This window comes from Rhodoferax ferrireducens (assembly GCF_031458075.1).
GTDB lineage: Bacteria > Pseudomonadota > Gammaproteobacteria > Burkholderiales > Burkholderiaceae_C > Rhodoferax_B > Rhodoferax_B ferrireducens_A.
The window spans coordinates 308,636-328,535 of record NZ_JAVDXT010000002.1 but is presented as its reverse complement, the minus strand read 5'-3'; the positions used below and the strand labels follow the sequence as shown (position 1 = coordinate 328,535).

The window sequence follows — 19,900 nt, the reverse complement described above, 5'->3', positions numbered from 1 at the left end:
TCCCCGCGTCCGTGATTTTTGCGGATCATACGGAGGCCAGGTAAACGCCAGGTATCAAGAATTCGGTGCCCTATCAGGCATGCCGCAAGGCCTGGATGGGCTGCAGCAGCGAAGCCCGGCGCGCCGGGTAGAAGCCAAAGAAAACCCCCACCGCGGCCGAGAAACCCACGGCCAGCAAGATGGACGCGAACGTCATGCTGACCTGCCAGCCGGCCCACTGCCCCACCGCCCAGGTGGCCAGCGCGCCCAGCAGCACGCCGACCGCACCGCCCAGCAAGCTCAGGGACACGGCCTCGACCAGGAACTGCACCAGGATGTCGCGGCCGCGCGCGCCCACCGCCATGCGCAGGCCGATCTCGCGGGTGCGCTCGGTCACGCTGACCAGCATGATGTTCATGATGCCGATGCCGCCGATCAGCAGGCTGATGCCGGCCACCGCCGCCAGCAGCAGGGTCATGGTGCGGCTCGACGCCTCTTGCGCTTCCAGAATCTCGCTGAGGTTGCGCAGGGTGAAGGTATCGTCTGCGCTGGCCTCCACCTTGAAGCGCTGGCGCAGCAGCTCGCGGATGTTCTCCTCGGCCACCTGCATGCTCTGGCCTTCGCGCACTTTCACGTTGATGGCCCAGACCCGCTTCACATTGCCCGGCGAACCGCCCTGCAGGCGGTTGCGGTAGGTGGAGATCGGCAGCACCAGGATGTCGTCCTGGTCCTGGCCCATGGAGTTCTGGCCCTTGCGGCTGAGCACACCGACGATCTTCACCGGCACGGTGCGCACCCGCACCACCTGGTCGATCGGGTCGGCATCGCCAAACAGTTCCTGCGCCACGGTGATGCCGATCAGCGCCACCTTGGCCGAGCCCTGCAGCTCGGCGTCTTCAAAAGCCCGGCCCGCGGCCAGCGGCCATTCGCGCGCCTCCAGGTACTCGTTGGTGGTACCGAAGATGGTGGTGCTCCAGTTGGCGTTGTTGGCCACCACCTGGGCCGTGGTGCGCGATGAGGGCGCGGCCACCTGCACCTCGGGCACTTCCACCTGGATGGCGGTGGCGTCTTCCTCGGTCAGGCGGCTGCGGGTCTGCGCGCCCTGGCGCACGCCGGCCGCGGTGGCGCCGCCGGGCAGCACCAGCATGATGTTCGAACCGAGTCCCTTCATCTGCTCCTGCACCCGGTCGGTGGCGCCACGGCCCACCGCCACCATGGTGATCACCGCCGCCACACCGATGATGATGCCCAGCATGGTCAGCAGGCTGCGCAAGGCGTTGGACGCCAGGGCCCGCCAGGCGCTGCGCAAGGCGGCCAGGCCGTTCATCCGCGCCGCGCCGCGGGCCTCGGGCCGGCGCTGGGCCGGCAGTGTGTGCAAGGTGTCGGAGGCGCGCCGCAGGTCTTCGACGATCTGCCCGTCCTTGAAGACGATCTTGCGCCGCGCCCAGGCCGCGATGTCGGCCTCGTGGGTCACCAGCACCACCGTAATGCCCTGCGCGTTCAGGTCGGCCAGCAGCTGCATCACCTCCTCTGACGTCTGGCTGTCCAGCGCGCCCGTGGGCTCGTCGGCCAGTATCAGCTGCGGCCCATTGACCAGGGCCCGCGCAATCGCCACCCGCTGCTGCTGCCCGCCCGACAGCTCGGCCGGGGTGTGCAGCAGCCGCTCGCCCAGGCCTACGCGCTGCAGCGCCGCCAGTGCGCGCTCGCGCCGCTGCGCGGCCGGCACGCCGGCGTAAACCAGGGGCAGCTCTACGTTCTCCAGTGCGCTGGCCCGCGGCAACAGATTGAACTGCTGGAACACGAAGCCGATGCGCCGGTTCCGCACCAGGGCCAGCGCATCCGCGTCCATACCCTGCACCGCCTCGCCAGCCAGCGCATAACTGCCGCTGCTGGGCGTGTCCAGGCAGCCCAGAATGTTCATCAGCGTGGACTTGCCCGAGCCCGAGGTGCCCATGATGGCCACGAAGTCGCCCTCGGCGATCTGCAGCGACACGCCGCGCAGGGCGTGCACCACCTCAAAGCCCATGGCGTAGCTCTTACCCAGGTCGACGGACTGGACGAGGTTCAAAACGGCACCTTGGGTGCATTGGCGCGCGGGGCGCCGGCCAGCGGGTTGCCGGTAACGACTTGGGTGCCGTCCTTCAAGCCTGCATCCGGGTCCAGCAGCTCGGTGCTGCTGCCGTCGGTAATGCCCAGCCATACCGTGGTGGCCAGCGGCTTGCCGGCAGCATCCAGCAGGTAGATCCGGCCGCGGCGTGCGGGATTTACAGGTTTTGTGCCGCTGGCGCTGGCTGCATCTGCGGGAGCCGCTACGGTATTAGGAGCAGAAGTAGCAGCAGGGGCGGCATCGGCGATGCGCATGCGCAGCGCGGCGTTGGGCACCTTCAGCACCTCGTCGCGCTTGTCGGTGATGACGCGCACATTGGCCGTCATGCCTGGCAGCAGCCGGCCGTCGGCATTGGCAAAGCGCACGACCGCCACATAGGTCACCACGTTGGCCACGTTGGAGGCTGCCTTGCGCACCTGGCGCACCTCGCCTTCGAAGGTCTGGCCGGGGAAGGCGTCGACCGTGAAATTCGCCTTCTGGCCCAGGCGGATGCGGCCCACATCGCTTTCGTCGATGCTGGCCTCGACCTGCATGTCGCGCAGGTTCTGCGCAATCACGAACAGCTCGGGCGACTGCAGGCTGGCGGCCACGGTCTGGCCGCGCTCGATGGCCCGCTTGATGACGATGCCGTTCACCGGCGAGGTGATGCGGGTACGGCCCAGGTCGATGCGCGCCTGGCCCAGCACCGCCTCGCGCTGCGCCACATTGGCCTGCACGGTCTTGATCTGCGCCTCGGTCACGCTGAGCTGGGCCTGCGCCAGCTTCAGCAGCTCGCCGCTGGTATTGACCAGGGCCCGGGTGCGGTCCACCTCGCTCTGGGCAATGAACTGCTTGTCGGCCAGGTCGCGCTTGCGCTCGAAGTCGCGCTGGGCCTCGGCCAGATCGACCTGGGCCTTGGACAGCGCCGCCCGGCTGGCCGCCGCGTTGGCCTGCGCCGTCAGCACCGCAGCCCGCGCCGCATCCACATCGGCCTGGGCCGAGCGGACCCGGTATTCAAAGGTTTCCGGGTCGAGCATGGCGATCAGCTGGCCGGCCTTGACCTCGTCGTTGAAGTCGGCAAACAGCTCCTTGATCTGCCCCGACACCTGGGTGCCCACCGACACCTGGGTCACCGGGTTCACCGCCCCGCTGGCCGCCACCGTCGCCAGCAGCGGCCCGCGCTCCAGCGTGCCAGTGCGGTACACCGGCACATCGCTGCCGCCGCGCGAGGCCCACCACCAGCCCCCCGCCCCCACCGCCAGGACCACCGCCAGCCCCCATACCCATTTGGAATTTTTTCGCATGGGGCGATTGTAGGAATGGGGGGTGACGGGTCGTGGTGTGGGGGTTTCGGGGGGATTGTTTGGTTGGGGCTTTGCCTTTACGGCCTTTTGCGTCAATGGGCAAGCCGGGTCTCGCCCCGGCGGGCGAGGCACTTGTTCTTTGCTTCGCCAAAGAAAAGTACCCAAAAGAAAGGCGAACCGAAGTCGTCGTCCCTGCGCTGCGCTACGGGCACGCTGCGTTGCTCGGTCTGAGCGGGGTCTGGCTAAACTCGCTGCGCTCAAACAACGCCAGCCCTTATCCGCTCAGCCCTCCGCTACTCGCCGACGCCACACGGCGGGGGATCGGGAGCGGACATCCGGCCCGGCTACGCCGGGCAACCGGGCTCGCGCCCTAGGCGCGATGTGGCGCACAGCGCCACCGATCCCGATCCCCGGGGTCCCCCTCTGTATGCGCCGAGAAGCACAGCTTTGGGCGGATCAGGGCTGGCGTTGTTTGAGCCGCAGGCGAGTTTAGCCAGACCCGCCCAAAGCGAAGCACCGCAGGTTTTCCAGTGCGATAGCACTGGGACGCAGACAGTGGGGGTGGCCTTTTCTTTGGTTACTTTCTTTTGGCCACGCAAAAGAAAGTGACTGCGCCGCCGGGCGCACATCCCGGCCGGGGATCGCATGGACGCCAGTAGCGCATCACTCCACCCGAAGCCCGTTTGAACTCCTTGAAGATAATTTCCGCACCAGCGCCCATTCCTACTGCGCCAGCAGCTACAGAAAAATAGAGCAGAACAATCTCCATCTTTTGAAGGAAATCCAACGCTGCGCCCAGTCGCCATCCAGTTATGCCGGGCTATAGTGGCACACCACCTCAGGTCAAGTCTCTCCCTGTACAGACCGATGCCTGCAACAAAAAGCCGCCGGGTTTCACGGAAAATTTATACCTGATGTTTTGCACTGCAGCCACATCGCAAGCCCAAAGCCCCAGCGAGTTTGCGAATTTTTCTTCACCAGATGTATCGTCAAGCGCCGGATGTATCGACCGGCGTTTGCGGTCTATATTGCGTTAGGCCTCGGAATGATTGACATATCCCATGACGCGAAGACCGGGACCTTCCGGTTCTCCTACAAGCGTCACGTCTACATCGCACTAGGTTTGCTATTCGTGGCGAGCGGCCTAGCGACATTCACAGGCCCTTGGTGGCAGGGAATTCTCGAAGCGCTGCTGGGCAAAGTGCATGTCGTAGTCGAATCCAAGTACCAATGGGCAGTTGGAGGTATCCAAGTTGCAGTTGGGCTCACACTTCTGGCGTACAAGCATTTCGTGCTAGATGTAAGACAAGCGAAGCTTGACGCTGATAAGGCCATGATCAAGCACGCAGATCTAGGAATCGATCAAGTCCGGAACTATCTCAGTTGCCTGGTAGATGATCACTCGTACAAGTCGAGTTTGCACAGTCACTTTCACGAAGTCCATACGCGATATGTCCTCCCGGAGTTCTCATTTCAAGACAAGAAGACTGCCAGTCTTTACGGTCATTTCTCCTCACTCGGGAATGAGCTTGAAACTTTTGTCGGCACGTACTTCTGGGTCTTTCCGAAGGGGCGCCCGGTGGATGGTGACTTTCGCTACTGCCTCGCACCGCACTGGAACATGGATCGTGAAATGACCATCTACGATTCGATGAAGGTGGCTGAGTACGATGCGTTGAAGGTAAAGCTACATCAACTCGTTCAAGCAACGAGTTCTTCATTCTCAGCGTTCGTCGCGAGACTCAAGGAGCTTGGGCATGTGTAGCGCGCCGCGCGCCTAACCCTTCCATCGAGAGGGCATGTCCCGGCAAGCCGGGTCATGCCTCTCATGTCAAACGTTAGGCCTCATACCCACACGCCATGGACTGCCCTACATTCTTAATCAAGCTTCTTGAATTCGGTGCCTGGCCTCTTGCTGCACTGCTTATAGTCTCGCTACTACGGCGCGAGCTTCGAACCCTGATTCCCATGATCAAGAAGTTCAAGGCTGGCCCTGTCGAGATTGAGCTTGAACGCGTAGTCAAGGAGCTTGAGGAGACGAAGAAAGTCGCTGCATCCGCACAGGCAAGGGTACAAGTCGTAGCGGCAAAGCTGGACGAAGGTGAGGACAAGAGTGAGCCGGCAGGTCAGACGTCACACACGTCTGGTGTCATCGCGGCACTGCAAGTCACCGCAGTTGAAAAGCAAGTCTTGAAGGCCATTACCGAAAGTCGCTTCGCAACACGTTCGATTACGGGAGTGTCCAAAGACACTGGACTATCCAAAGCGGTAGTCCAAGTAACATATGGCAAGCTCATCGAAAAAGGGCTGCTTGAGCAAACAAAGAATGATGAAGACCGGCTTCGGTGGTATCCAACCGCGTTGGGTCGCATAGTAGCCAATGAGGCCTAACTATTCGCTCAACCGGACCCATTGCTGTTAGCTCAAACGTTGGACCTCATAGGAACCATTGATGCGCGCAAAAAGCGAGGAGCTACGAACGGCAGTCGCCGATACGCTTTCGGCCGTAGAGGACGTTGTCGCAGTCGCTTCCAAGATTGCTTGGAAGCAAAGCGATGGATTCATGCCGCTAATTCGGAGCGCGATTCTTCGCCGTCAATACGAATGCCTTTCGGTTGCAGTTGACCTCGTTGACAAAGGACAAGGCTTTGCAGCTGTTTCCCTGCTCAGACCTGCGTGCGAGGAATTTCTCTGGGCAAAGTACTTCGAAATGCTGGATGCAAAGGATGCGGAGCAGCTTGTTCTCCTGATGGCGAGCCGAGAACTGCGGGACAGTCTGCGCGCCCAGGACGGGTACGCCGGCAGAGGTGTGAGCGATAGCCTTGGTCTAACTCGCTATCTAAAGTCGCAAGAAGCCTCTTCGAAGCGAGCGAACGATCAAATCAAAGCACTAGGCACAAGACTCAAGTGGGAAAAGCGGACAGTCCAAAACAGCCAGCTGCCCTCAGTTTCTTTCATCGCGAAGGATGTTGGTGAAACCAATTTGTATCGATTCCTGTATCACGCAAGCTCGCGATATGTGCACTTCAGTCCCACTGAACTCCTGCGCCGCACGTGGGGTAGAACCGGATATGTGACCGTGAACTCGGACCACTTCACGGAATACTGGAGTTCATTTGTCATGTACTGGGGCACTGTCTTGTTGGCTTCTACGTTTCCTCATGTGATTCCGAAAATAGACGACGCCGACGTGGAATTGGATGCGGAGAAGCTGTTTGATGCTGCTCGCAGAATCTCCGCGCATGGCGCCATTCCAATAATCACTGCAGAAGAACTTGCATGGGAAACAGATACGCACTGAGGTCCAACTGAGCAGTCGACTCGGATGCCCAGCGGCGTCCGCTCCCTTCGGTCGCACCTTTGCCAGGTAGCCGGTCACTTCTACGTAGAGCGCACATGAACGCCTCATAGCCACCCACTTACGGAACACCCGAAACCAAGGAAACACATGGGACTATTTGACGGCATGCTGGGAAACGCGTCCAAGATCGACGCAGCGAAAATACAAGCCGAGTTCAGCCAGATACTTGCGCCGGGCGAGAAAGTGGAGCACGCCTACCAGCTGATCCGCGACTACTTTGTCTTCACCGACAAGCGTTTCGTTCTTGTCGACAAGCAAGGAATCACGGGAAGCAAGGTGGAGTACCACTCGATTCCGTACAAGAGCATCACACACTTCAGCATCGAAACCGCGGGCACCTTTGATCTGGATGCAGAGCTCAAGATCTGGATATCGGGGACAGCTGCCCCATTGCAGAAGCAGTTCAACAAGAAGCTGAGCATCTACGAGGTGCAGTCCGTCCTCGCAAGTTACGTCCTGCGGTAGCGCGCGGTGGGGCCTCACCTCTTCATCGAGCAAACCTCAAAGGGATCGCGACCCAGGGCACACCACACTACAAAATAAATAGCTACTCCCGCAGGCACCACCTGCGCCAGCGGCCATTTTTATTCAAACCCCCTCACTCCCCATCCAACAACCCCTCCTTCACCGCCAGCCGCACCAGCCCGGTGATATCACTCACCCCCAGCTTGCCCATCACCCGCGAGCGATAGGTCTCCACCGTCTTGGCCGACAGGTTCAGCGTGTGGGCGATGCTGCTGCTGGGCTGGCCGCGGACCACCAGGTTCAGCACCTGGCGCTCGCGCTGCGACAAGGTGTGCAGGGGCTCCAGCGGGGCATTGGGTTCGGGCGGTAGCAGGGCTTCCTGGGCGACGCGGGCGATGGCCGGGCTCCAGTAGTGCTGGCCGCCACAGGCATGGCGCAGCGCAGTGATCACCTCGGCGCCGGAGGCGCCTTTCAGCACATAGCCCATGGCGCCCATGCGCACCGCGTCCATCACCTGGCGCGGCTGGGCCATCATGCTCAGCACGACGACACGGCTGGGGGTTTTGCGGCGCTGCAGCTCGGCCAGCAGCTCGTGGCCGGACCGCTCGCCCAGCGACAAATCGAGCAGCACACAGACCGGCGGCGCCCGCACGATGTCGTGCAAGGCGGTGGGCAGGTCGCCGCTCTCGCCCACCACACAGAAGCCCGCGGGCTCCAGCAGCGCACGCAGGCCTTCGCGCAGGATGGCGTGGTCGTCGACCAGGTAAACGGTGTCGGTCATGGGGAGTAGTTCAGTTCGATGACAGTACCGCGCTCATCGTCGCCGGAGCGCGCGCCCAAGGAGGCGCCTATGGCCTGGGAGCGCTCGCGCATGCCCACCAGGCCCAGGTGGCCGGGTTTGAGGGCGCGGCTGATCGGGCCCAGGCCGATGCCGTCGTCCTGCACCAGCAGGCGCAGGCCTTGCGTGCCCAGGGGCTCGATGCCTACGCGCAGACGCCGGCATTGCGAATGGCAGAGTGCATTGGCGATGGCCTCGCGGGCCACCATGAAGACCGCGTATTCGACCTCGGGGCTCCAGCGCCTATCGGCCATGGCCGGGGGAATGTGCAGCCGGATGGCGACGGCGGCGTGGTTGGCGGTTTCGGCCTGGATTTCATTGTCCAGCGCCACGCCCAGGCCATGCTCCTGCAGCAGCGGCGGGCGCAGCTCGACCAGCACCTGGCGCACCTCGCGCATGCCGCGGTCGATCATGCTGGAGACGCGGGTCCAGCTCTGGTCGATAGCCGCCGTGGGGCTGGGCGGCAGCTGGGCGCGCAGCGCATCGACCGAGATGCGCAAGGTGGTCAGGGTCTGGCCGAGCTGGTCGTGCAGCAACTGGGCCAGGCGGCGGTTGGTTTGCTGCTCGGCCTCCATCAGCTGGCGCGACAGGGCCGACAACTGCTCGCGGTAGCGCAGCAAGGCCTGCTCGGATTCGACCCGCTCGGTCACGTCGCGGGCGGTCAGGGTGAACAGCACCTCGCCATTGACCCGGGTTTCCGAGGCCGAGGCTTCGAGGTGCAAGGTGGCGCCGTCGTGGCGCTTGCCCGACAGGGTGCGCACGGTGCCGATCAGCGTGGGCAGGTCCAGATGGGGCAGCACCTCGGCCAGCGGCAGGCCCAGCAGCAGCCCGGCGCTGCGGCCAAAGATGCGCTGTGCGGCGGGGTTGGAAAACACCACGCAGGCCTGCGCGTCCAGGCCCAGGATGGCGTCGCTGGTGGTGGAGACGATGGCCGACAGCAGGGCCTCGCTTTCGCGGATCTTCTGCTCGGCCTGGCGCCGGTCGCTGAGGTCGCGGGCCACCAGCACCACGGCCACGATGGCGTCGCTTTCATCGCGCTGCGGATACAGCAGCAGATTGCCCCAGAAGCGGCCACCGGGCTGGCGCGGCAGCCAGCCTTCGAACTCCATGCGCTGGCCGCCGGCGGCACCGTCCAGCAGCTGCTGCACCCGCGCCTGTTCAAACGGCAGCTGGGCCAGCAGCGGGCGCATGTCCTGGCCCAGGGCCTCGAGCGCGGGCACGCCAAACAGGGTTTCGGCATTGCGGTTCCAGCTCTGCACCCGGCCCGCGGGCGACAGCTGCAGCATGGCGATGTCCACTGCCGCATCGACCAGCAGGTCGACCTGCTGCTTGGCCGCGCGCACCGCGGTGTGGGCGCGCAGCTCTTCGCTGATGTCGGTATGCGTGCCCAGGTAGCCGATGAAGTCGTCGCCGTCGAACAGCGGCGTGGTGTACCACTGCACCCAGGCCACCCGGCCGTCGGGGCGCTGCTGGATGCCGCGGCCATGCAAGGCGATGCGCTCGGTGCGCATGCGGTGCAGCGATTTGCAGACGCTGTCGTACTGGTCGTGCAGTATCCACAGGCCGACGGGCGAGCGGCCCACGGCCACGTCGGCGGCAAAGCCGGTCATCAGTTCGCTGGCGCGGTTCTGGTAGACCACGTTGAAGTCCGCGTCGTACAGCACCAGGCCTACCGGCATCTCGCGCAGCAGCTGCCAGACGCGGCGGCTGTTGGTCACCACCACCGACTCGGCCTGCGCCTCGCCACGCTGGTCCAGCAGGTCGGCCTCGCCCATCCAGCGCCATACAGCACCCTGGCCGAAGCGCGGGTCGGTCTGCCGCTGCTGCTCGACGTTGATGGTCACGCCGGGCAGGCCATCGGCACCCAGGCGGTCGGTTAAGTGGGGCGGCTGGTCGGGCATAGATAAGCGCGGTTTTGGCGAAAGATTGTCGAGTGTGCCCCCAAACCCAACTCTCAGGGATTGCGATAGTACGAGTGTCAAACTTTCCCGACATACCAATAGCGCCGGTCTACCTAACATGGCGGCACTCACCCACCACACCGGAGCACCATGCCAGCCGTACCCGCATTGAACATCCCCGCCAACTCGGCGATTGCCCAGCCCGAATTCCTGATGGGTGTGGCCACGGCCTCGTACCAGATCGAAGGCGCTGCCGATGAAGACGGCCGCCTGCAGTCCATCTGGGACACCTATTGCGACGAACCCGGCCGCGTGCTGCATGGCGACACCGGCGACGTGGCCTGCGACCACTACCACCGCTGGGAAGCCGATGTCGACCTGATCGCCGGCCTGGGCGTGGACGCCTACCGTCTGTCCATCGCCTGGCCGCGCGTGATGGACGAGCAAGGCGTGCCCAACGCCAAGGGCATCAACTTCTACAAGAAGCTGCTGGACGCGCTCAAAGCCAAGGGCGTGCAAACCTATGTCACGCTGTACCACTGGGATCTGCCCCAGCACCTGCAAGACCGTGGCGGCTGGGCCAGCCGCGAAACCGCCTACGCGTTCGCTGCCTATGCCGATCTGATGAGCCGCGAACTGGCTGGCAAGGTCACGGCCTGGGCCACGCTGAACGAACCCTGGTGCTCGGCCTACCTGGGCTATGGCATCGGCCGCCACGCCCCCGGCGTGACCGACCTGCGCCAGACCACGCAAGCCCTGCACCACCTGCTGCTGGGCCACGGCCTGGCTCTGGCCAAGATCCGCGCCAACGACCCGGGCGCGCTGCGCGGCATCGTCTGCAATACTGGCGTGTTCGGCCCGCAGACCGACAGTGCGGCCGACAAAGATGCCGCGTACCTGGCCTATGTGCAGCAGAACTACTGGGTGTTCGACCCGCTGATGCTGGGCAGCTACCCGAAAGACATGTTCCGCCTGTGGCCAGGCACCGAGCCCCTGGTGCTGCCGGGCGACATGGAGACCATCTCCACCCCCATGGATTTCCTGGGCATCAACTACTACTTCCGCACCGTGGTCGAAACCGACGGCAAAGGCGGCTACAAAGAGGCACCGCATTCCGACAAGGTAGAGCGCACGCAGATGGGCTGGGAGGTCTATCCCAAGGGCCTGACCGAGATCCTGGTCGACTTCAACGCCCGCTACCCGGACCTGCCGCCGATCTACATCACCGAGAACGGCATGGCCAGCGACGACAGCGTGAGCGACGGCAGCGTGGCCGACCCGCAGCGCATCCGCTTCCTGGAAAACCACCTGATGGCGGTGAACGACGCGATCAAGGCCGGCGTGGATGTACGCGGCTACTTCATCTGGTCGCTGATGGACAACTTCGAATGGGCCTATGGCTACGAGCGCCGCTTCGGCATCACCCATGTGGACTACACCACCCAGGTGCGCACGCCCAAGCACAGCTCGCTGGCCGTGCAAGCCTTTCTGCAGCAACGCAAGCGCCCACAGCGCTAACCCGTCTGGCAAGATCGACCACCATGGCCGATCTGCCGGTTTCCCGCATGGGCCGCAAGCCCTGACCATTCCCTATAAAAACTGGAGACAACATGCAACAACACACCCGAACCGTACTGGCCCTGGCCGCGACTGCGCTGGCCGTCCTGGCCGGTGGCAGCGCCCATGCGCAAGCCAAGGCCGAGGTCATGCACTGGTGGACATCGGGCGGCGAATCGGCCGCCGTGCAAGAGCTGGCCGGCGCGTTCACCAAATCGGGTGGCGTGTGGGTGGACTCGGCCGTAGCCGGCGGTGAAAACGCCCGCGCCGCCGCCATCAACCGCATCGTCGGCGGCAACCCGCCCACCGCGGCCATGTTCAACACCTCGCAGCAGTACCTGGACATCATCAAGGAGGGCATGCTCAACGACATCGACGCCGTGGCCGCCAAGGAAGGCTGGGACAAGATGCTGCCCGCTCCCATCATCAACAGCATCAAGGTCAACGGCCACTACTACGCGGCGCCGGTCAACATCCACATGCCCAGCTGGTTCTGGTACTCCAAGGCCGCATTTGCCAAGGCCGGCATCGCCGCCGAACCCAAGACTCCGGACGAAATGTTTGCCGCGCTCGACAAGCTCAAGGCTGCGGGCCTGATCCCGCTGGCACTGGGCGGCCAGGGCTGGCAGGAAGTCATCACCTTCTACAGCTGGCTGGCCCAGGCCGGCGGTGCCGACCTGTACCTGAAGTTCTACAAGGACCGCGATGCCGCCACCGTCAACTCGCCGGCCTTCCGCAAGGTGCTGGCCGACTTCAAGCGCCTGAAGAGCTATACCGACGCCGGCTCTCCCGGCCGCAACTGGAACGACTCCACCTCGCTGGTGATCACCGGCAAGGCCGGCGTGCAGATCATGGGCGACTGGGCCAAGGGCGAGTTCGCCAATGCCAAGCAGGTCGCAGGCAAGGACTTCGGCTGCTTCCCCGGCTTTGGCGCCAAGTCGCCCTACATCCTGGCCGGTGACGTGTTCGTGTTCCCGCGCACCAAGGACCCGGCCGCCATCAAGGCCCAGCAGCAGTTGGCCACGTCGATGACCTCGGCCGCGACCCAGGTGGCGTTCAACAACAAGAAGGGTTCGATCCCCATCCGCACCGATGTCGACAGCTCGAAGATGGACCTCTGCGCCCAGACCGGCCTGGCCATCATGAAGGACACCAGCCGCCACTTGGCCAACCCCGACGCGCTGCTACCACCCGATGTGATGGGCTCGGTGCAGGACGTGATCTCCAAGTACTGGAACAACAACCAGTCGGTGGATGACGTGGTGAAGGCCCTGCAGAACGCTATCAAGAGCTAAGCGTTTTCTCCCGGTGCCGGCGTGCAAACACACGTCGGCACTGTTTTTTGATGTACAGATTGACCGCTTCCAGGACCCTCCAGAACCCCTATGGCTCCCGTTAAAAAAACTCCACCACGGCGCGGCCTGCGCCAGAACTGGGCTGTCAACTTTGCCCTGCTGCCGATGGCGGTGACGGTGCTGCTGTGCTACGTGGGCACGGTGCTGTGGTCCATCACCATTTCGCTGACCAGCTCCAAGACTTTTCCGACCACCAACTTCGTCGGCTTGGCGCAGTACGAGCGGCTGTTTACCACCGAGCGCTGGGCGCTGTCACTGCACAACATGGCGCTGTTTGGCGCGATCTTTGTAGTGTCTTGCCTGGTGCTCGGCTTTTTATTGGCGGTCTTCATCGACCAAAAGGTGCGCGGCGAAGGCGTGCTGCGCACCATCTTTTTGTACCCCTATGCCATGAGCTTTGTGGCCACCGGCCTGGTCTGGCAGTGGATGCTGAACCCCGGCCTGGGCCTGCAGCAGGCGGTGCGCCAGCTGGGTTTTCCCGGGTTTGAATTCGACTGGATCATCAGCCAGGACAAGGTGATGTACGCCATCGCCCTGGCCGCGGTCTGGCAGTCTGCCGGCCTGGTGATGGCGCTGATGCTGGCCGGGCTGCGCGGGGTCGACGAAGAAATCTGGAAGGCCGCGCGCATCGACGGCATCCCGGTATGGCGCGTCTATCTGAGCATCGTGCTGCCCATGATTGCGCCCAGCATCGCCACCGCCAGCGTGCTGCTGTCGCTGGCCGTGATCAAAGTGTTCGACGTGGTGGTCGCCATGACCGGCGGCGGCCCGGGCATTGCCAGCGAGGTGCCGGCCAAGTTCATCATGGACTATCTGTTCAACCGCGCCAACATCGGCCTGGCCTCGGCCGCCTCGGTGCTGCTGCTGCTGACCGTGCTGGCCCTGCTGCTGCCCTGGATGTACGCCAAGAACCGCATGGAACGTGCGCAAACCAAGGGACACTGAAGATGAGCACGACGACCCTCCCCCGGGTGCGCAACCAGCGCCCGCCCCAACCCTGGCTCACGCCGTCGCGGCTCGGCATCTACGCCTTTCTGCTGCTGAGCGCCGTGTTCTTTTTGCTGCCGCTGTATGTGATGGTGGTGACCTCGCTGAAGCCCATGAGCGAGATCCGCCTGGGCCAGATCTTTGCCCTGCCCAGCCAGCCGAACCTGGAGGCCTGGGCCATGGCCTGGTCCAGCGCCTGCACCGGCCTGAAGTGCGAAGGCATCCAGGTCGGCTTCTGGAACTCGCTGAAGATCGTGGTGCCCAGCGCGCTGCTGTCGATCTTCATCGGCGCGCTCAACGGCTACGCGCTGGCCTACTGGCGCCGGCCCTGGGCCGGCTGGCTATTCACCATCCTGCTGCTGGGCGCCTTCATCCCCTACCAGGTGCACATGTACCCGCTGGTGCGCGGCCTGTCGATGCTCGGCCTGTTCAGCACCCTGCCGGCCATCGTGCTGGTACACACCATCTTCGGCATGCCGGTGATGACCCTGCTGTTCCGCAACTACTACGCCTCGCTGCCCGAGGAGCTGGTGAAGGCCGCGCGCATCGACGGCGGTGGCTTCTGGCGCATCTTCTTCCAGCTGATGCTGCCCATGTCCACGCCCATCATCATCGTGGCGGTGATCATGCAGGTCACCAATATCTGGAACGACTTTCTGCTGGGCCTGGTGTTTGCGGGGCGCGAGAACCTGCCGATGACGGTGCAGCTGAACAACATCATCAACACCACCACCGGCGAGCGTTTGTACAACGTCAACATGGCGGCCACCATCCTCACGTCTTCGGTGCCGCTGTTCATCTATTTCATCTCGGGTCGCTGGTTTGTACGCGGTATCGCCGCTGGCGCAGTAAAGGGTTAAAAGAAAAATATGGCAAGCGTTTCCATCCAACAACTCCACATCCGCCTGGGCCATGTGGACATCCTGCAGAACATGGACCTGGAAGTCGTCGACGGCGAATTCCTGGTGCTACTCGGCCCCTCGGGCTGCGGCAAATCGACCCTGCTGCATAGCATCGCCGGCCTGATCGATGTGCATGACGGCGCCATCCATATCGGCGGCAACGACGTCACCTGGGCCGACCCCAAGGACCGGTCCATCGGCATGGTGTTCCAGAGCTATGCGCTCTACCCCACCATGACGGTAGAGCGCAATATGTCCTTCGGCCCGCGCATCACCGGCATCCCCAAGGACGAGATCGCCCGCCGCGTCGACCGCGCCGCCACCATGCTGCACCTGGGCCCACTGCTGCAGCGCAAGCCCTCTCAGCTGTCGGGCGGGCAGCGCCAGCGGGTGGCGATTGGCCGGGCCCTGGTGCGCGATGCCGGCGTCTATCTGTTCGACGAGCCGCTGTCGAACCTGGACGCCAAGCTGCGCAACGAGTTGCGCCGCGAGCTCAAGCAGCTGCACGTGGACATCGGCAAAACCATGGTCTACGTAACCCACGACCAGACCGAGGCCATGACCCTGGCCAGCCGCATCGCGGTGATGCTGGACGGCAAGATCCAGCAGATCGGCACGCCGGCCGAGGTCTACGACCGGCCGGTGAACCGCTTCGTCGCCGGCTTCCTGGGCTCGCCGACCATGAACTTCTTCGACGGCGTGCTGGCCGCCGACAACGGCCGGCTGCTGTGGCGTTCACCAGCGCTGAGCATCGACGTCAGCACCTACCCGTTTGCCGCCGAGCCGCACATCGGCCAGCCGGTGGTGCTGGGCATGCGGCCCGAGCACATCGAACTCGTGCCGCTGGAGCAAGCCGCACTCGGCCAGGCCACCGTCACCCTGGCCGAGCCCATGGGCGCCAGCGTGGTGCTGTGGCTGGACCTGGGCGGCACCGCCATGTCGGCCATCGCCGACAGCCACACCCCGCACCAGCGCGGCCATACCCTGGGCGTGCGCTGCGATGCGAAACGCATCTCGCTGTTTGGAGCGAATGGCCAGCGCCTATAGCCCTGACCCTGGCCCGCGCCCGCTGGCCGATATCATTTCAGTGCTGGGCGCCATCGCGTTCCAAACCAAGGCTGTCACCCATGCGGCGCTCCGTGGCCCGCTTCCTGCTTCGCCGGAGTAACAAAAGATAAACTCCAGCCTACCTCTGCAGAGAATCAGGCCAGCTTTAGCTCGCCAACCATGAAAACAAGCACTCCGTACCACCGGTCGTCTTGGACGTACCTCTCCAATGAACCCGCCAGCCGCCGCGAGATTTGGGCTGCCTGGGCAACCGTGTTGGTGTCAACGGTGATATTTGCGCTTGCTGCGTCCTATGCAAGAACCCCGCTCACCCAGTTCCCCGTCTTTATCCCGATCTACGTCACCTCCTTGGTGATCTGCGACCTCGTCACCGCCGTTCTGCTTTTCGGGCAATTCAGGGCATTGGGATCGGTTGCGTTGCTGGTGCTGGGGGGCGGCTATTTCTTCACGGCAATAGTAACCGCCGCCTACGCGCTGATCTTTCCCGGTATGTTTGCTCCAACGGGATTGCTTGGCTCGGGACCCCAAACCTCCTCGGCCATGTACATGCTATGGCATACAGGGATTCCTCTGGCCGTGATGGCCTATGCGAGGAGCAAGGCGCAGCGCCCCGACATACTCATGCTTCAGATGCTAAAACTCCAGAAAGCACGGTTCGGCATAAAGAGCACCGTCTTCCTAGTTCTACTCGCGGTGGCGGCGTTTACCTTGTTTGCTACATCGGGGCACGAGCTCCTGCCTACGTTTCTAGACGGAAATCGCACCACCGTGATCGGCAAGGTGTTCCTAGTGGGTATCTGGATGCTGAGTTTTGTAGCCCTGGGAATGCTATGGCGCAGCAAGCCCCACACAGTGCTGGACGTGTGGCTGCATGTGGTGATGTGCGTGTGGCTGTTCGACCTCGCCTTGGCTGCCGTGCTGAATACAGGTCGATACGATCTGGGCTGGTATGTAGGGCGCATCTACGGGCTGCTGGCTGCTGGTTTCCTGCTGATCGTGCTGCTCAGCGAGAACGCGCGCCACTATGCCCGGTTGGTCAAGGTATCGGCGGAGTTGCGAACTGCAAACGACACCCTCTGGCAAATCTCCATGAAGGATGGCCTGACCGAGCTCGCCAATCGGCGCTCTTTTGACACGCATCTGGCTGAACACATGGCAGTCGCGGTACGCTACAGCCGACCCCTTGCACTCGTATTGGTAGATGTCGACCATTTCAAGAATTACAACGATGCGTACGGTCATCTGGCAGGAGACGATTGCCTCAAGCTGATTGCCTCGGCGCTGGACTCTTGCTGTCAGCGTCCGACCGACATGGCTGCACGGTATGGTGGCGAAGAATTTGCCCTGGTGCTGCCTGACACCGACCGCGTCGGTGCTGCGCATATCGCCCAAGCCGTCCAGGCAGCAGTTGCCAACCTAAAACTTCCCCATCGCAAATCCTCCACTGGGCCTCATGTCAGCATCAGCAGCGGTGTGGCCGTCATGTCACCAGGCGTTGGCATGACGGCGGAGATGCTGATTGGCAGCGCAGACAAAGCGCTCTACCAAGCCAAAGACAGCGGACGCAACCAGGTTGCGCTGATCGAGGCTACGCCCGCCTAGTGTGGTGCGGCAGCCGCATCGCCAACGCAGGCGCGCACCCCGCCCGAACATAGACTTCTACAATATTCTCCCTGTTCTCTTTCCCCTGGAGTCCCTCCATGAGCCTGCATACCTGGTGGCTGTTTCTGATGATGACCTTTGTGGTGTCGGCCACGCCCGGCCCGAACATGCTGCTGGTGATGACATCCAGCGCGCGCTTCGGCTTTGCGGCGGCGCTGGCCACCATGGGCGGCTGCATGCTGGTGATGGTCCTGATGATGGGCGTCTCGGCCGCCGGCCTGGGCGCACTGCTGCAGAGCTTTCCGGCGGTGTTCAACACCTTGCGCTGGCTGGGCGCCGCCTACCTGGCCTATCTGGGCATCAAGTGCTGGCGCGAGCCGGTGGCCGAGGACGCGGGTGGCGCAGTCGCCAAGGCCGCGCCCATGCCCGGTTACGGCAGCCTGTTCCGCCAGGGCGTGCTGGTGGCGGGCAGCAACCCCAAGGCGATTCTGTTTGCCGTGGCCTTTTTGCCGCAGTTCATCGATGCGGCTGCGCCCCAGCTGCCGCAGTTTGCCATCCTGCTGCTGACCTTTGCGGTGATAGAAGCCGGCTGGTACCTGGTGTATGCGGGCAGCGGCAAGACCCTGGCGCGCTTTCTGCGCCGGGCTGCGGTGCTGAAGGCCTTCAACCGGGCCACCGGCGGTGTATTTGTAGGCTTTGCCGCGGTAATGGCCAGCGTGCGCCACTGAGCACACGCTATTGAATCCATAGCTGCTGGCGCTTATTCCATATGCACCAGCGGCCTGTTTGGCTAAAAACGGGCTAACGGCCCAGCGCCAGCTGCGTGCCGGCGCCCAGCTTGAACACCGCCACCGAATCCACCAGCGCCAGGGCCTGGCTCTTCAGGCTGCTGGCGGCAGCGGCCATTTCTTCCACCAGCGCGGCGTTCTGCTGCGTCGCATGGTCCATGTGGTTGACGGCTTCGCCCATCTGCGCCATGCCCGTGGCCTGCTCGGAGCTGGCCGCGCTGATCTGGCCCATGATCTGGGTCACCTGCTGGATGGACTGCACCACCTCGGCCATGGTGGTGCCGGCCTGGTCGACCAGCACCGTGCCCTGGCCCACGCGCTCCACGCTGGCGCCGATCAGCGCCTTGATCTCTTTGGCGGCCTGGGCGCTACGGCTGGCCAGGCTGCGCACCTCGCTGGCCACCACCGCAAAGCCGCGGCCCTGCTCGCCCGCACGGGCGGCTTCCACCGCCGCATTCAGCGCCAAGATATTGGTCTGGAACGCAATCCCGTCGATCACGCTGATGATGTCGGATATCTTGTTCGAGCTGTCGTTGATGCCGCGCATGGTTTCCACCACCTGGTTCACCACCTCGCCGCCGCGGGTCGCCACGCGGGAGGCGTTCAACGCCAGCTGGTTCGCGTGGCGGGCGTTGTCGGCGTTCATGGCCACGGTGGAGCTGAGTTCTTCCATCGAGGCCGCGGCCTGTTCCAGCGCGCTGGCCTGCTGCTCGGTGCGACTGGACAAATCCTGGTTGCCACCGGCAATCTCTGCACTCGCGTGGGACACGGTTTCGGACCCGATGCGCACCGTCCCGACCACCTGGAACAGGCTGGCCTGCATGGTCTGCAGCGCAGTCAGCAGCTGGCCGGTTTCGTCGCGCGACGTCACGTCGATGTGCGAGGTCAGGTCGCCCGACGCCACCGTCTGCGCCACCTGCACCGCCCGGCCTATGGGCTGCGTGATGGAGCGCGTCAAGCCGTACGCCAGGCCCACGGCCAGCAGCGTGGCAGCGGCGGTCAGCACCAGCATCAGCACGTTGGCGCTATGGGCCATGGCCGCCGCCTGGGCGCCAAACTCTTCCATGCTGTCCGTCTGGCTTTCCACAAAGCCCTCTATGGCGGCCAGATAGGCGGTCTGGGGTGGCAGCATCTCCTTGACCAGGTAGGCACGGCCTTCGTCGATCTTGCCGGCCTTGACCAGTTCGACCAGCTCGTGCTCGTGCTTCTTGAATTCAATGCGCGCAGCCAGCATGCTGGCCAGCGCTGCCTTGCCTTTGTCGCTGTGCACGATAAGCTGTAGCTCGTCCACCGCCTTGCCGAGCACGACCGCAGAGTCGTCAATCTTGGCCAGCTCGCTCTGCACTACTGTGGGCTCGCTCGCAATCAGGGCGGTACGCAGCGCCCGGGATTGGCGGTTCACCTCGTTCTCGATCTTCTGCGCCAGCGCTACTTTGTGGTAGCGGTCGTGCAGTATGGTTTCGGTGTTCTCATCGACCGCGTTAATGCGGCTGATGCCCACCGCCGCCATGGCAATGAGCAAACCGATGACGATGGCGAAGCCGGCCGCCAGGCGATGGCCAATTTTCAGGTTGTGGAGTAAATGCATGACGCCAACTTTCTATAGAGTGTTTCGGGTCCATGTACGCAGCGCTCACCAACCAACGCGCCCTGCACATACTGCCACGGCACGGCGCTACGTAGAAGAAATTTCTATAGCAATTACTG

General features: G+C 63.4%; 16 protein-coding genes. 11 read left to right on the top strand and 5 right to left on the bottom strand.

Going from position 1 to position 19,900, the window contains the following annotated elements; genetic code table 11:
- Positions 1 to 73: 73 nt before the first annotated feature.
- Both J2X19_RS10545 and J2X19_RS10540 read right to left on the bottom strand, forming a co-directional pair.
- Positions 74 to 2,047: an ABC transporter permease gene (locus J2X19_RS10545; protein WP_310373102.1), complete on the bottom strand. Its 1,974-nt coding sequence runs from the start codon at positions 2,045 to 2,047 to the stop codon at positions 74 to 76.
- The gene (locus J2X19_RS10540) at positions 2,044 to 3,369 is read right to left on the bottom strand and encodes an efflux RND transporter periplasmic adaptor subunit (protein ID WP_310373101.1); all 1,326 of its coding nucleotides are present in this window, start codon (positions 3,367 to 3,369) and stop codon (positions 2,044 to 2,046) included. Before J2X19_RS10540 ends, J2X19_RS10545 begins: the two co-directional genes overlap by 4 nt.
- Before the next feature lie 1,045 nt (positions 3,370 to 4,414).
- On the opposite strand from J2X19_RS10540, the gene J2X19_RS10535 reads away from it, so the two are divergent.
- The 4 genes from J2X19_RS10535 (at position 4,415) to J2X19_RS10520 (ending at position 7,195) form a co-directional block, all read left to right on the top strand.
- On the top strand, positions 4,415 to 5,134 hold the full coding sequence (locus tag J2X19_RS10535) for a hypothetical protein (protein ID WP_310373100.1): 720 nt from the start codon (positions 4,415 to 4,417) through the stop codon (positions 5,132 to 5,134).
- A 203-nt stretch (positions 5,135 to 5,337) separates the two neighbouring features.
- Complete coding sequence (locus J2X19_RS10530; protein WP_310373099.1) at positions 5,338 to 5,760, top strand: MarR family transcriptional regulator; 423 nt, start codon at positions 5,338 to 5,340, stop codon at positions 5,758 to 5,760.
- 61 nt (positions 5,761 to 5,821) lie between these two features.
- The gene (locus J2X19_RS10525; RefSeq protein ID WP_310373098.1) at positions 5,822 to 6,670 is read left to right on the top strand and encodes a DUF5677 domain-containing protein; all 849 of its coding nucleotides are present in this window, start codon (positions 5,822 to 5,824) and stop codon (positions 6,668 to 6,670) included.
- Between the two features lie 147 nt (positions 6,671 to 6,817).
- Complete coding sequence (locus tag J2X19_RS10520) at positions 6,818 to 7,195, top strand: PH domain-containing protein (protein WP_092756522.1); 378 nt, start codon at positions 6,818 to 6,820, stop codon at positions 7,193 to 7,195.
- A gap of 133 nt (positions 7,196 to 7,328) precedes the next feature.
- On the opposite strand, the gene J2X19_RS10515 is transcribed toward J2X19_RS10520, so the two are convergent.
- Both J2X19_RS10515 and J2X19_RS10510 read right to left on the bottom strand, forming a co-directional pair.
- On the bottom strand, positions 7,329 to 7,976 hold the full coding sequence (locus J2X19_RS10515) for a response regulator (protein ID WP_310373097.1): 648 nt from the start codon (positions 7,974 to 7,976) through the stop codon (positions 7,329 to 7,331).
- Positions 7,973 to 9,934, bottom strand: coding sequence for a PAS domain-containing sensor histidine kinase (locus J2X19_RS10510; RefSeq protein WP_310373096.1), 1,962 nt, complete (start codon positions 9,932 to 9,934; stop codon positions 7,973 to 7,975). The genes J2X19_RS10515 and J2X19_RS10510 overlap by 4 nt, the downstream gene beginning before the upstream one ends.
- A 150-nt stretch (positions 9,935 to 10,084) precedes the next feature.
- Between J2X19_RS10510 and J2X19_RS10505 the strand changes: the two genes are divergently transcribed.
- From J2X19_RS10505 to J2X19_RS10475, 7 genes are all read left to right on the top strand, one after another.
- On the top strand, positions 10,085 to 11,452 hold the full coding sequence (locus J2X19_RS10505) for a GH1 family beta-glucosidase (protein ID WP_310373095.1): 1,368 nt from the start codon (positions 10,085 to 10,087) through the stop codon (positions 11,450 to 11,452).
- A gap of 92 nt (positions 11,453 to 11,544) precedes the next feature.
- On the top strand, positions 11,545 to 12,786 hold the full coding sequence (locus tag J2X19_RS10500) for an ABC transporter substrate-binding protein (protein ID WP_116603881.1): 1,242 nt from the start codon (positions 11,545 to 11,547) through the stop codon (positions 12,784 to 12,786).
- Positions 12,787 to 12,876: 90 nt separating this feature from the next.
- A complete protein-coding gene (locus J2X19_RS10495; RefSeq protein ID WP_310373094.1) occupies positions 12,877 to 13,791 on the top strand; it encodes a carbohydrate ABC transporter permease in 915 nt (304 codons plus the stop codon).
- Between the two features lie 2 nt (positions 13,792 to 13,793).
- The gene (locus tag J2X19_RS10490) at positions 13,794 to 14,693 is read left to right on the top strand and encodes a carbohydrate ABC transporter permease (protein ID WP_310373093.1); all 900 of its coding nucleotides are present in this window, start codon (positions 13,794 to 13,796) and stop codon (positions 14,691 to 14,693) included.
- A gap of 9 nt (positions 14,694 to 14,702) precedes the next feature.
- Positions 14,703 to 15,782 carry an ABC transporter ATP-binding protein gene (locus J2X19_RS10485; protein ID WP_310373092.1) on the top strand — a complete coding sequence of 360 codons (1,080 nt, stop codon included), beginning with the start codon at positions 14,703 to 14,705 and terminating at the stop codon, positions 15,780 to 15,782.
- Between the two features lie 180 nt (positions 15,783 to 15,962).
- Positions 15,963 to 17,405: a sensor domain-containing diguanylate cyclase gene (locus J2X19_RS10480; RefSeq protein ID WP_310373091.1), complete on the top strand. Its 1,443-nt coding sequence runs from the start codon at positions 15,963 to 15,965 to the stop codon at positions 17,403 to 17,405.
- Between the two features lie 98 nt (positions 17,406 to 17,503).
- Positions 17,504 to 18,133, top strand: a complete 630-nt coding sequence (locus J2X19_RS10475; protein ID WP_116603884.1) for a LysE family translocator — start codon at positions 17,504 to 17,506, stop codon at positions 18,131 to 18,133.
- 73 nt (positions 18,134 to 18,206) lie between these two features.
- Here J2X19_RS10475 and J2X19_RS10470 read toward each other — a convergent pair whose 3' ends face one another.
- A complete protein-coding gene (locus J2X19_RS10470; protein ID WP_310373090.1) occupies positions 18,207 to 19,781 on the bottom strand; it encodes a methyl-accepting chemotaxis protein in 1,575 nt (524 codons plus the stop codon).
- Between the last annotated feature and the right edge of the window lie 119 nt (positions 19,782 to 19,900).